The following is a 13,271-nucleotide window of genomic DNA, read 5'->3' as shown; positions in this document are numbered from 1 at the left end:
CCGCGGGCAATGGTTTAGCTGACAATGCAGGTGCCTGCACGCCGTTCAAGGATTGCCACCGCATCCTCCAGTCGGCCAATGCCACTGATACCGCCGCTTTCGGCAAAATCCGCAGCAGCGGCGAGCTTGGGCCCCATGGAGCCTGCCGGCAGGTTCAGGGTGTCCGCTTCGGCAATGGTCAGTTGGCGAATGGGGGCGGCGGCGTCCGTGCCGAAATCACGGTAGATGGCCTCCACGTCGGTGAGCAGCAACAGGGCGTCTGCTCCCAGCTGTCGGGCCAGCAGCGCGCTGGCCGCATCCTTGTCGATTACGGCTTCAACGCCGATGGTGCTGCCGTCGTCCCGGCGAAGAACGGGTATGCCGCCGCCTCCGGCGCAGATCACCACCACGCCCTGATCCAGCAGCAGCTGGAGCACCCGCATGTCCGGAATTTTCAGGGGCCTGGGTGAGGGCACTACCCGCCGCCACTTGTCGCCATCCGGGGCTATATGCCAGCCGGCGGCTTCGGCCATGGCCTCGGCCTCTTCCCTGTCGTAAACCGGCCCGACAAACTTTGTGGGATTTTTGAAAGCAGGATCGTCCTTGTCCACCAGCACCTGGGTTAGCAGGGTTGCCACAGGGCGGTCATGGCCCAGGGCGTTTTCCAGTTCCTGTTCGATGATATAGCCGATCATGCCTTCCGTTTCGGCACCCAGTACGTCCAGCGGATAGGTTTCGTCCGGCTTGTAGGCGGCGCCCTGCAGCGCCAACAGACCTACCTGTGGGCCGTTGCCGTGGGTGATCACCAGTTGATGGCCAGCACGAACGATGCCTGCCAGTGATTCCGCGGCAATCTTGACGTTGGCGCGTTGGGCCCCGGCGGTCAGCGGTTCACCGCGCCGCAACAGGGCATTGCCTCCGAGGGCTGCGACCACAAGCATATTGAACTCCCTGTATCAGGTTCCCAGAGTGGCAACGAGCACCGCCTTGATGGTGTGCATCCGGTTTTCCGCCTGATCAAACACAATGGAGGCGGGGCTTTCAAAGACCTCTTCGGTGACTTCCATGGCATCAATACCGAACTCTGCCTGAATCTCCCTGCCCACGGTGGTTTCGGTATTGTGGAAGGCTGGCAGGCAATGCATGAACCTAGCCCGGGGGTTGCCGGTTTTCTCCATCAGGGCGGCATTGACCTGATAGGGCTGCAATAGCTTGATCCGCTCCGCCCACTTCTCCTTGGGTTCGCCCATGGATACCCAAACATCAGTGTAGACAAAATCCACACCCGCCACGGCGGTATCGATGTCCTCCGTGATCATGATCCGCGCGCCGGTGTCATTGGCGATGGCCCGGGCTTCCTTCTGGATGGCCTCGCTTGGCCAACAGGCCTTGGGGGCGCACAGGCGCACGTCCATGCCCATCTTGGCGCCGCCGATCAGCAGGCTGTCACCCATGTTATTGGCGGCGTCCCCGATGAACACAAATGCCACGTCCCGCAGGGGTTTTTCCACGTTTTCCTGCATGGTCAGGAAGTCCGCCAGTATCTGGGTAGGGTGAAATTCATTGGTCAGCCCGTTGTAAATGGGCACGCCGGCGTACTGCGCAAGTTCCTCGACGACCGCCTGGCCAAATCCCCGGTATTCGATGGCATCGTAAACACGGCCCAGAACCCGGGCGGTGTCCTTTACCGATTCCTTGTGACCGATGTGTGTGCCCGTCGGGCCCAGATAGGTGACCCGGGCTCCCTGGTCAAACGCAGCCACTTCAAAACCTACCCGGGTTCGGGTGGAGTTCTTTTCGAAGATCAGTGCGATGTCCTTGCCCTGCAATTGTGGTACTTCGGTGCCGGCGTACTTGGCGGTTTTCAGGTCGGCGGACAGCTTGAGTAGAAAGCTGATCTCCCGGGGAGTGAAATCCCTCAGGGTCAGGAAATGCCGGTTCTTGAGATTGAAAGCCATGGTTCTGCTCCTTCCTTGTTAAACGGCGTCTCGTATGGTCGGGCAACTCATACAGCGTCCACCGCCCCGACCACGGCCCAGTTCTGCGCCGGGAATGGCAAGTACTTCGATGCCGGCGGCTTCCAGGGCGGCGTTGGTGTCGTCATTGCGGTCGTAACCAATAACCACGCCCGGGCTCAGGGCCAGTACGTTATTGCCATCGTTCCACTGCTCCCGTTCCCGCTCGGCGGGGGTGTCGCCGCCGGTGGCAACCACCTCCAGTGAGGGGTAACCCAGTACCTCCGCAACCACATCAAACAGCGGCCGGGGGTCCTGGTGGAATGAGAGGTGCTTGCCGTCACTGCCGGGGCGAAGGTCGTAGCACACCATCTGGTCGGCTACCTCCTTGAAGGTGGTCACCACATTGCCACCACAGAAGGTAAACACGGTATCCAGGTGCATGGCGGAACGGGTCTTGGGGATCTGGCAGGCAATCACCCGGTCGGCGACACCGTCGGCAAAGAGGGTTTTGGCCAGTTGGCCGATCGCCTGTGGTGATGATCGTTCCCCCATTCCAACAAGCACGGCCCCATTACCTACCGGCATAATGTCACCCCCTTCCAGGGTTGCCAGGGCATGGTCTTTGAGGGGGTCACCCCAATGCACATTGACCTTGCCGGCGAACGCCGGGTGGAACTGGTAGATTGCGCTCGTTAGCAGTGTTTCCGGTTTGCGTGCGGCCCAGTACATGGGGTTCAGGGTGACACCACCATAGATCCAGGCGCTGTTGTCCCGGGTGAACAGGAAATTCGGCAGCGGCGGCAGCACGAATCCGTGGGGTCCCAGGTGGTTTCCAAACAGGCCGTACGGGTCGAACGGCAGGTCGCCCACTTCCAGGCCGCCGATCAGGAACTGGGCGAGGGGCTCGCTTGGAAGCTCGTCCATCCAGGCGCGAAGGTCGGAGACCATGCCCACGCCGATATGGTTCCAGGTAATGCGGTTGTCCAGAATCCAGGCCCGTGCCTCGGGGATGTCCAGGGTGTCGGCCAGCAGTTCGTTGACATCCAGCACCTCCACACCCCGGGCACGCATCAGCTCGGCGAATACGTCGTGGTCTTTCTGGGCCTGCTTGACCCAGAACACATCGTCAAACAGTAGTGCATCGCAATTGGACGGGGTCAGCCTCCGGTGGGCCAGCCCGGGGCGGCAGACAATCACCTGCCTCAGGGTGCCGGTTTCGGAGTGAACACCAAGTGTGTACTCAGCCATGTTGCATACTCCTTTGCCTTGGGTTTCAAATGGGTTACAGAAACGCGCCGATACTGATCACCACCGTGATGAACACTGTCAGGATCAGCAACAGCGGCCAGATAAACACCAGCCAGCGGTCATAGGAGACTCGACCGATGGCAAGGCCGCCAACTACAACGGCGAAGGTGGGGTTGATCAGGTTCACCAGCCCGTTGGCGGACTGGTAAGCGGTGACCACCAGATCCCGCCCCACATTGGTAAAGTCCGCCAGTGGGGCAAGGATTGGCATGGACAGCACAGCCAGGCCGGATGAGGACGGCACAAAGAAACTCATGCCCACTTCAATCCAGAAGATCAGGTTAATAAATGCCAGTTCCGATAATCCACCCAGGGTGGTTTCGGCACTGTACAGGATGGAGTCGGCAATCATGCCTTGCTCCATAATCACCACAATGCCCCGGGCCAGGCCCACCACCAGGGCGACACCGAGCAGGTCACGGGCACCGTCAACAAAGCTGCCGGTCAGCTTTTTCTCGCCCAGCCGGGCTATAAGGCCAATCACGATGGCGGCCCCAAAGAAGAGCGAGCCCATCTGGGCCATCCACCAGCCCTGGGACGATACGCCCCAGATCATCACGATGAAGGTAAGGGCAAAGATGATCAGGGCAATTTTCTGGGTGCCTGTGAGGTCAAAGTTCTCCAGCTCATCATGGCCCTGGAGGAAGAGCCTGCGATGGGCATCTCTCTGCTTCGCGACCACCGAGCGGGACGGATCCGCCTTGACCCGCTGGGCATAGCGCATCACGTAGGCGGCACAAATGACGAGCCCCCCGATAAGAAGTACAAATCTCAACACAATGCCGTCAGTAAATGGAATATCGGCGGCATTCGCGGCAATAACCGTTGCAAACGGATTGATGGTGGAACCCATCACCCCGATACCGGCACCCACCAGAATGATGGCGACCGCGGTCACGACGTCGTAACCCGCCGAAATGATGACCGGAATGAGAATGGCGTAGAACGCCAGGGTTTCCTCTGCCATGCCGTAAGTCGTGCCGCCCAGCGCGAACAGGGTCATCAGTATCGGGATCATCCATATCTCACGCCCTTCAAGCCGGTGCATGGCGCTACGAATGCCCGTGTCGATCGAGCCGGTGGCGTTCATCACGCCCAGGAAGCCACCAAGGAACAGCACAAAAAGGGCCACATCAATGGCGTTGGCCACATAGCTGTCGGGGTCATAGAAGCCTGCCGTGGGCGCCAGCATTACGTCTACAAATCCCTGGGGGTTGGGCTCGACGGTCTGATAGGTACCAGGCACTGCTACTTCACGCCCGACCTCTTCATTCATGGAACGCTCGTACTGCCCTGCGGGAATAATCCAGGTGAGTGCTGCAACCAGAATGATGAGCAGAAATAAAATGGTATACGCCGTGGGGAATCGTGTTGCCAGATCGTCTTCGGGGTTCGATGAGGAGGGCTTTTCGTCAGTCATGGAGCTTCTCCTGTCCATAGTAGCTCGCTGATGCGATCTTCACGCATCGCAAGTGTAGCTCCCCTCAAGAGCGGGGGAACTGACAAATATCAAACCGACTAAAATATCCGGGGCACCGTAGAGTCCACCGTTAACCTACCAACGTCCCCTTTGTTAACACAGAGCTTCGCGGCGATTTCGAAGTCGCGAAGCGTTGGTAACATTGTTCGCCGAAAACGCTGGTTACAGAGTGGGGCCGGTGACTGACAACAATTCGGCAGGCAAACAGGTCAGGTTGTTGGTCAGCGCAAAAGGTCTGCCTTTTTCATACCGATGGAAGCCACGGCCCCGGGCACTTCCGGATGCTTACTAATGGCTCCCAAAGATATCCTGGTGGTACCGGCCCTCCTGCATCAGGGTCTGTAGCCATTGGGAGGCTTCCTCCCGGGAGCATCCGCGCTGGTCTTCGCAGATGCGGATCAGGCAGTCCCGCACTGCCGGGGCCATGCGGCTGCCGTCGCCGCAGACGTAGATCGGGGTGCCGGCTTCCAGTTGTTGCCAGATCTGGCCCCGGGCCTGCCACAGGGCGTCCTGCACGTATCGGTGTGGGTGGCCTGCCCGGGCGGAGCAGGCGGTGAGCAGGGTGACGATGCCCTGCTGTTGCCAGTTTGCCAGTTCGTCCGCATAGAGCAGGTCATGGTCCGGGTGCCGGCAGCCGTGGAACAGCAGGCTGGTGGCCACTGTCTGGTCCTTGGCCGCCTGTTGTGCTCGCTCTTCCAGGAAGCCCCGGAAGGGGGCGATGCCGGTGCCGGCCCCTATCAGGATCATCGGCTGCTGCGGGTCGGCCGGGGGCGCAAAGGCGGGTGAGGGTGTCCGCACGTAGGCCAGTACCTGGTCCCCCTCTTCCAGTGCCCGCAGGTAGTTGGTGGCCACGCCCCGGTATTCCCCGAGACCGGACCAGGCCGGGGCCTGTACGGTGCCCACGGTCAGGATGACCTCGTCCGGATGGGCCAGGGGGCTGGATGATATGGAGTAGAACCTGGGCCGCAGGGGTGGGCACAGGGCCGCGTGGATCTCCAGCGGTAGCTGGATGGCGGGATGGCGTTCCAGCAGGTCCAGCACTGACAGCCTGGGTTCCAGTATGTCCCGGTGATACTGGTCGCTGTCGTCGGCCAGTTCCTCCAGGGTCCGGCGGGTATGGGGGCAGGGGCTGTGTTCCGCCAGTGCGCGCAGGTCGCGGCGGCTGGCGGGTTCCTGTAGCTCCAGGAAGTGGCGCAGTAGCTGGCCAACACTCAGGGTGGCACCAGCGGGCAGGTGGGCGGGGGCGCCGTTGCTGTCGATGGTGACCAGGTCCGTTGGGTGTGCTCCCAGCAGGTTGCAGGCCCGCTGGATCAGGGGGTCGTGGTTGGCCGGGTAGATCGCCAGGTGGTCGCCGGTCCGGTAGTGCGTGCCCTCGGGCAGGGCCAGGGTGATCTCCCGGGTGGAGGCATGGGAGCGGCTACCGGTGAAATCCGGAAGATCACTGGCGTCCGTGACCAGTTCCCGGTTACGTCGCACCGTCAGGGGGCGGGCACTGGCCGGCAGGACCTGTGTGCGTGTGGCCTGGTGATCCACCATCCGCAGGGGCGGTTTGATGGCGGGGCTGTTGCCACTGGTCTCTCCCAGGGTCTGCCAGAAGTCGCTGAGCCAGTCTTCCACCGCGCCTTCGAAATCGCCATTGCCATCGGCGGCGCCCCGCTCCAGCAGACGCTCCGCGCCGGTGTCCGCCAGGGCTTCGTCCATGCGTTGGGGGAAGGCCTGGTAGTTCACCCATTGGGAGTTGCCGCAGCCAAGCACGGCAAAGCGCAGGCCGGGGCGCTCGATGTTATCAAGACCCTGTTCGTCCAGCAGGGCTTCGAAGGCCCTGGCGCTGTCTGGCGCGTAGCCGTTGTAGGTGGCGGTCACCACCACCAGGATGCCGGTGTCCGGCAGGTCGTTGGCCAGGTCATCCAGGGGAACGCAGCGGGTGTCGAAGTCCAGGCTGGAGGCGCGGCTGGCCAGTTCCTCGGCAATATCCCGGGCCGTGCCCAGGCTGGTGCCCCAGGCTACGGTGAAAACTTTCCCCTGGCCCTGGACGCCGCTGGTTTCGGGCTCTGTCCGTTTATCGCTACTGTCGGCGACCGGAGTGGTGACCAACCGCTCATAGGGTTTGCGTCGACGCACCCGCAGGTAGAAGTTATCCGGCTTGAGGGTCAGGGTTTCCTTGATGTCCAGGCGGTAGTCGTGGGGATCGCTCAGGGCGAAGCGTTGCAGGATCATGGCCACCGCCAACTTGGCCTCAGTGAGGGCGAACTGGCGACCGATACAGGCCCGCTCGCCATTGCCGAATGGCTTGTAGCCGTGGGGATGGATCCTGGCCTCGTTCTCCGGCAGGAAACGGTCGATATCGAACACGTCCGGATTGCTCCACACCTTCGGATCCCGGTGCAGCGACGGCAGGTGCACGGAGATGCCCTGGTTGCGGGGGATGCGGTAGCGGCCACCGATAATTTCATCCTGGTATGGCGCCACCAGGAACGCCGGGGCAGTGGGCCATAGGCGCAGGGTTTCCTTGAGCACCCGTTCGATCACGTCCAGCTTTGCCAGGTTGCGGTAGTCCGGCACGGTGTCGCCGGGCAGCACCCGGTCCACTTCCGCGTAGGCCTGGGCCAGTACATGGGGATTGCGCAGCAGGAAGTAGAGGGTGAAGCTGAGCAGACCGCTGGTGGTCTCGTGGCCCGCCACCAGGAAGGTCAGCACCTGTTGGCGGATGTTGAGGTCGTCCAGGCGTTCGCCGGTCTCCGGGTCTTCGGCGGTCAGCATCAGGTTAAGCAGGTCGTTGCTGTCGGTGGGGTTTTCCCGGCGCTGGCGGATCACCTCGTCCACCAGGTTGTTCATGGTGTCGATGTCTGCCAGGTAGTCCGGCGGGTCCTTGCGCAGGCGTTCCAGGACGGGGATCTGGGTAAGCTTGGCCATGTTGGCCGCCAGCACCCGCACCATGGCCCCCAGGAAGGGGTGCAGTTCCCGGGACTCGAAGGAATTGAAACGGTAGTCGAACCCGGCCAGGGAGATGGTGTCCAGGGTCAGCCGGGTCATGTCGTCCGCCACCAGCAGATCTTCCCCTTCGTGAGCTGCCCAGTAGTCGCACAACTGGCCTGCCACGTCGGCCATGGCATCGAAATAGCCCTTCATGGCCCGCTGGCTGAAGGCGGGCATCAGGATGCGATGGGCCTTGCCCCAGGGCGCCTCGTCACTTTTTGCGGTGAACAGGCCATCGCCGACCACATCGCGAAGCAGTGACAGGGGCGGGCGGATGACCTTGCGGAACCGGGTTTCGTCGCACAATTCCTCCACCAGATCCGCCGAGAAGGCGAAAGGAATGCGAACTCCCGCGAAGTCCATCTCGAAGATGCCGTCAAAGTCCCGCGACACCTCCAGAAAGTACTGGGCCATGCGGGACTTGGGGATCTGCAGCAGGTTGCCCACCAGGGGCCATCGCGGCGGGTGGGGCAGTGGCTGGAGTCCGCTCGCCGGAGTGATGGTGTCGGGGGTGCCGCTGTGGTCGCTCATGATCGTTGTTATTGCCTTACAGTGCAGGGTGGATAAAACGCTACCCTACACTGTAAGGTTGGTCAATGGTCGCTTTTCAGGGCATTATTGGCGGCTTATACCCGGCACTCAGTGATCCATCACAGGACAGTCAATGGCACGACAGGCACTGGTCAGACGTCAGCCCCTCAGTCCGGAGCGTATCTACCGCACCGCACTGGGGCTGATTGAGGAAAACGGCGTGGACGACCTGAGCATGCGCAAGCTGGCCGGGGCGCTGGGGGTGGACGCCATGTCCATCTACCATCACGTGGAAAACAAGCAGGCGTTGCTGCAGGGGGTGTTCCAGACCGTGCAGGAAGAGCTGCCGCTGCCGGATCCCATGCCGGCGGACTGGAAGGAGGCGCTGCGGCAACTGGGCAAGGGCTTTCACCACCTGGCACGGCGATACCCGGGCATCTTTCCCGCCATGATCACCAGCTCCTATGGCACCGAGCGGGAGCGGGAAATCTTCCATTACATCCGGCGCGCGCTGCAGAAGGCAGGGGTTGCCGATTCGGATATGCCAGGGGCCACCAGCGCGCTGTATACTTACGGCATCGGCATGGCCAATGTGTCGGCCAATGGTTTGCGGCTGCGGCCACTCTATGGCGAGCCGGAAACCGAGAGCCATCCATCCCATGGCACGACGGACGCGGACGCAGAGTTCAGTATCGAGATGATGCTCGCGGGTATCGAATACCTGGTGAGTCGCAGGCACCCCAAGGAGGACTGACGGAAAATCATGTTACCCGTGGTCCAGATACTGGGGTTCCTGTTAATCCTGCTCAGCTTCCTGATGACCCTGCCCGTCAACCTGCTGGCCCTGGCGGAAACGCCAGACTGGCTGGCGTTCGTGAAATCCGCGTCGCTGACCTTTGGTGTCGGCCTGGCGTGTTTTCTCACGACCGGGACACGCTCGCACCATCTGAAGCAGCGGCAGATGTTCTTCCTGACGGTCTCTGCGTGGGTGGTGATCCCCCTGTTCTCCAGTCTGCCGCTGTTGCTGAGTGACATGAAACTGTCGATCACCGACGCTTTCTTTGAGAGCATTTCCGGCGTCACCACCACCGGCTCAACGGTGCTCACCGGGCTGGATACCCTGCCGGCGGACATCCTGCTGTGGCGGTCGATCATGCAGTGGATGGGGGGCATCGGCATCATTGGCATGGCCGTGGCGATACTGCCGTTCCTGAGGATCGGGGGCATGCGACTGTTTGCCACCGAGTCCTCCGAGTGGACCGAGAAGGCCGTGCCCCGCACCGGGCGGCTGGCGAAGGGGCTGGTGTTCAGCTACCTGATGCTGACCCTGGCCTGTGCGCTGGTTTACTGGGTACTGGGGATGGATTTTTTCAACGCCGTCAACCATGCCCTGACCACCGTATCCACCGGGGGCTACTCCACCTCGGACAGCTCCATGGGGCAGTACGACCAGTTGTCGATACTGTTCGCCTCATCGATTTTCATGATGCTGGGCGCGGTGCCCTTCTTCCTCTTCGTGCGGTTGCTGAACGGACACGCCCAGCCGTTATTCCGGGACCAGCAGGTTCGTTTCTTCCTCAAGGTGCTGGTGGGCGTGGCACTGGTGATCACCCTGTACCGGGTCTACAACGAGAACGCCTTTCCCGTGGACGCCTTTGTGCATGCCCTGTTCAACGTCACCTCGGTGGTCACCACCACCGGGTATGCGTCCCAGGACTATTCCCTTTGGGGGCCCTTCGTGGTGGTGATCTTCTTCTTCCTGACCTTCGTCGGGGGCTGTTCCGGGTCCACCAGCGGGGGCATGAAGATGTTCCGCTTCCAGTTGTCCATGTTGCTGCTGCGGGAGCAGGTCATACGACTGTTGCACCCCAACGCGGTGATTGCCCGGCACTACAACGGACGTTTGATCAGCAATGAGATCGTGTCGTCCAGCGTCGCCTTTTCGTTCATCTTCCTGGCGACCCTGGCGGTGGTGGCGGCGATACTGGCCCTGCTGGGCCTGGATCTGGTGACCAGCCTGACCGGCGCGGCCACGGCACTGGCGAATGTGGGGCCCGGGCTGGGCACGGTCATCGGCCCGTCGGGGAATTTCCAGACCCTGCCGGATGCCGCCAAGTGGGTGCTGATGGCCGCCATGCTGCTGGGGCGTCTGGAACTGCTGTCGGTGTTCGTGATGTTCTCGCCCCACTTCTGGCGGGGATAGGCGGGTCGATTGGAACGGGGCCACCGCCGCCCTGGAGCGACGATGGCCACTGGCAGGATCAGCCCTTGTTGTGGGCTTCCATCAGATTGGTGATTTCCTGCTGGCCCTGGGCACCGCCCATGCCGGGCACCTGGTCGCCGGTGCGGTCGGAAATCTCGGCAAAACGGGCGGCGATCTGGTCTGCCGCATCCTCGCCATCGCCGATGTAGACACCCTTGGTCAGGGTGATGTGAGCGGTTTCAAAGGAACCGGCGCCGGCAGCCAGGATGGTGCGGGTCGGCGCATCCTCGGAGCACAGGAAGACTACCCCCGGGGACACGGTTTCCGGCTTCAGCTTGTCCAGCACTTCCTGGGGCATCAGGCCTTCGGTCATCTGGGTGGCGGCGGTGGGTGCCAGGGAGTTTACGCGGATATTGTACTTCTGGCCTTCCAGGGCCAGCGTCTGCATGAAGCCCACCAGCGCCAGCTTGGCGGCACCGTAGTTGGACTGGCCAAAGTTACCGAACAGGCCGGAGGACGAGGTGGTCATCACGATGCGACCATACTGCTGGTTGCGCATGATTTCCCACACTGCCTTGGTGCAATTGACGGACCCCATCAGGTGCACGTCCAGTACGGTGGAGAAGTCGTCCAGTTCCATCTTGGCAAAGGTCTTGTCCCGCAGGATACCTGCGTTGTTCACCAGAATGTCGATCCGGCCCCACTGGTCCATTACCTTGCTGACCATGCTTTCCACCGCCGCAAAGTCCGACACGGAACAGGCGTGGCTGATGGCCTCGCCGCCAGCGCCACGGATTTCCTCGGCCACGGCTTCCGCGGGCTCGGCGCCCAGGTCATTGACGACAACTTTGGCGCCACGGGCCGCCAGGGCAAGGGCATGACAGCGGCCCAGGCCACCGCCGGCACCGGTGACGATGGCTACCTGGTCGGTTAGTTGGATGGTCATATCGGAGTCTCCTGCAATGTTGTGTTTTTCGGGTTTCCGAGAGAAGAGAGAGTATACAGAGGAAGTTTGTCTGCTGCCCTATCCGGTGATCACAGCCGCATGGGAACAAACTGGTGCCGTTCCACAGCTCGACGCCATATTGCCTGGAAAGGGGGAGTTGGCAGGGCGACGGCAAGCGCTCTATCTGAGATCAGGATGATGCCCGGCAGGTGCCTGCGACAATCATTAAGTGGTTTCGGCGAGCAAGGCGACCTGTCGGCGAATGCCCTCAAGGATGCTATGGCTGATCGCCGAGGGAAAGCCAACCGATAACCGGCTTTCAACGGCCTGAATAGCCGGTTCCGACTGCTCGATGACCTCCTGGATCAGCGAGGTCGCCCGTGCCCGGGAAAAGCCCACCTGTTGGGCCGTGCTCAGGAAATGCCGCGGCTGGATACGAGCCCAATGGTAATGGCGGCTTTTTCCTTTGAGGGACATGGCCATTTTGGCCCTGTTGGCCGGCAGACTGCCTTGGGCCATTAACGGATAGGCGGAGATTACGTCGTAGAGGGGCGTCATGCGATAGGCTGAACCGGGTTCGATAAACAGGCTGAAGTTCTTGGCGTGGCCATCGATAGCCGCCAGTAGCCAGAACAGGATCTGGGTCTTGAAAAAATGCGCCCGGTCATCGCCGGCTTGCTGGGAGCCCAACAGGAGTTCCATGCCGTCACGAATCCCCGGGCCGCCTTCGCTTTCATACTTGAGCGCTGGTGCAATGCCAAGGGCCTGACAAAAGTCCTCCTGCGGCAAACGTACCAACCATGAACCGTCGGCAGACCACCGTCGGTCAAAGCGATCCACGATCAGGACGGTCTGCCGGCCAAACTGTGCCAGGTTGGCCCTGGCTGTCGGTAAACCGAAGGCGGCGAGTAACTGGAGGCATAGCCACTCGTTCTCACTGCTTTCCCGCAGGTCGATATTACTGTGTTCCAGGTAGCCGATGGGCAACTTGAAGATATGGCTGGTTGGCGTACTGCCGGTAGGGCGGTGCCACTGCTCGTTGTGCCACAGCAGCGCTGTTTTTTCCTGGGCACCGGCCAGGGAGATGCGGAAATCGTGGTCCCTCTCCATTCCCAGAGGTGCGGCCTGATAGCTCCCCAGTAGATACTCAATCTCCAGGTCATTCACCGGCTCGGCTGATACAGTTCTCACGTCAGGCACTGCCTGGTTTTCGGGATAGAGCTGGATCGCGCCAATGCAGTCACGACCAACGCTGGCCAGCAGGTCGAAAGGATGGCTAGTGGGCGTCTGGAACCGAGCCTGCATACGGGCCCGAATGGCTTCGGAATCCGGCAACAGATTGTCGAAAAAGTTGTATACCCGCTCGCCCTTATACGGTTTGGAAGATAACGGCAATGACAGGGAAATAGCCCGGGCGCCGGGCTGCTCCACCCAATCCGGATGATATTGAAAGGTCATGGCGCCAGACCTTTCCAGCGTCAGGCGGCCAACCTCCATGCCGTTCATGGCAACGGTGAGACTCGACATTCGCTACCACTCCTGTTCCCAGCCGGTGCCCTGGGGCGACTTGTTACGCTCGGTAATACTCAATTCGAGGTTGAGGGCAGACAGCAATCGGAACAGGGTCTCTACCCTGCTCTTCTCCGGATGATTCTCGAAACTGGATACGGTGTTCTGTTTGATGCCAACCAGCTCGGCCACGGATTGCTGACTGAGTTGATGGTCTATTCTGGCATTCTTCAGGACCTGGGCCAGCAGGTCCGGCGATGTAATCTTCATGTTTACCCCCTATAGCGGATAAAGATAAGGTTATCCCCTGCAGGGGGTAAAGTAAAGTTTATCCTCTGTGGAGGGTAAGTTCGATTCTATCCCCTGTAGGGGGGGAAACAT

At 61.2% G+C, this 13,271-nt stretch carries 10 protein-coding genes; 2 read left to right on the top strand and 8 right to left on the bottom strand.

Annotation, left to right across the window (positions count from 1 at the left end; genetic code table 11):
* Positions 1 to 14: 14 nt before the first annotated feature.
* From arcC to ACJO3T_RS15470, 5 genes are all read right to left on the bottom strand, one after another.
* On the bottom strand, positions 15 to 920 hold the full coding sequence (gene arcC, locus ACJO3T_RS15490) for a carbamate kinase (protein WP_406965543.1): 906 nt from the start codon (positions 918 to 920) through the stop codon (positions 15 to 17).
* Between the two features lie 15 nt (positions 921 to 935).
* Positions 936 to 1,937 (bottom strand): ornithine carbamoyltransferase, encoded by a 1,002-nt coding sequence (locus ACJO3T_RS15485; RefSeq protein ID WP_406979048.1) that lies wholly within the window; start codon positions 1,935 to 1,937, stop codon positions 936 to 938.
* Between the two features lie 18 nt (positions 1,938 to 1,955).
* Entirely contained in the window at positions 1,956 to 3,185 is a 1,230-nt protein-coding gene (locus ACJO3T_RS15480; RefSeq protein ID WP_406979047.1) for an arginine deiminase, read from the bottom strand.
* A 34-nt stretch (positions 3,186 to 3,219) separates the two neighbouring features.
* Positions 3,220 to 4,665, bottom strand: coding sequence for a YfcC family protein (locus tag ACJO3T_RS15475; RefSeq protein WP_406965548.1), 1,446 nt, complete (start codon positions 4,663 to 4,665; stop codon positions 3,220 to 3,222).
* A gap of 348 nt (positions 4,666 to 5,013) precedes the next feature.
* Positions 5,014 to 8,232, bottom strand: a complete 3,219-nt coding sequence (locus ACJO3T_RS15470) for a bifunctional cytochrome P450/NADPH--P450 reductase (protein WP_406979046.1) — start codon at positions 8,230 to 8,232, stop codon at positions 5,014 to 5,016.
* A gap of 133 nt (positions 8,233 to 8,365) precedes the next feature.
* Here ACJO3T_RS15470 and ACJO3T_RS15465 point away from each other — a divergent pair, with 133 nt between their 5' ends.
* Both ACJO3T_RS15465 and ACJO3T_RS15460 read left to right on the top strand, forming a co-directional pair.
* The gene (locus ACJO3T_RS15465) at positions 8,366 to 8,986 is read left to right on the top strand and encodes a TetR/AcrR family transcriptional regulator (protein WP_406965550.1); all 621 of its coding nucleotides are present in this window, start codon (positions 8,366 to 8,368) and stop codon (positions 8,984 to 8,986) included.
* A 9-nt stretch (positions 8,987 to 8,995) separates the two neighbouring features.
* A complete protein-coding gene (locus tag ACJO3T_RS15460; RefSeq protein ID WP_406965552.1) occupies positions 8,996 to 10,435 on the top strand; it encodes a TrkH family potassium uptake protein in 1,440 nt (479 codons plus the stop codon).
* A 58-nt stretch (positions 10,436 to 10,493) separates the two neighbouring features.
* Here the strand turns inward: ACJO3T_RS15460 and ACJO3T_RS15455 are convergent, their stop codons facing one another.
* From ACJO3T_RS15455 to ACJO3T_RS15445, 3 genes are all read right to left on the bottom strand, one after another.
* Positions 10,494 to 11,381 carry an SDR family NAD(P)-dependent oxidoreductase gene (locus ACJO3T_RS15455; RefSeq protein WP_406965553.1) on the bottom strand — a complete coding sequence of 296 codons (888 nt, stop codon included), beginning with the start codon at positions 11,379 to 11,381 and terminating at the stop codon, positions 10,494 to 10,496.
* Positions 11,382 to 11,606: 225 nt separating this feature from the next.
* Positions 11,607 to 12,908 carry a type II toxin-antitoxin system HipA family toxin gene (locus ACJO3T_RS15450; RefSeq protein ID WP_406965555.1) on the bottom strand — a complete coding sequence of 434 codons (1,302 nt, stop codon included), beginning with the start codon at positions 12,906 to 12,908 and terminating at the stop codon, positions 11,607 to 11,609.
* Between the two features lie 3 nt (positions 12,909 to 12,911).
* On the bottom strand, positions 12,912 to 13,160 hold the full coding sequence (locus ACJO3T_RS15445; RefSeq protein WP_406965556.1) for a helix-turn-helix domain-containing protein: 249 nt from the start codon (positions 13,158 to 13,160) through the stop codon (positions 12,912 to 12,914).
* Between the last annotated feature and the right edge of the window lie 111 nt (positions 13,161 to 13,271).

The sequence above is a fragment of the Marinobacter shunpengi genome, assembly GCF_045449715.1.
In the GTDB taxonomy this organism is placed as follows: Bacteria; Pseudomonadota; Gammaproteobacteria; order Pseudomonadales; family Oleiphilaceae; genus Marinobacter.
The sequence above is the reverse complement of the archived record's forward strand: the minus strand, read 5'-3'. Positions and strand labels throughout refer to the sequence as shown.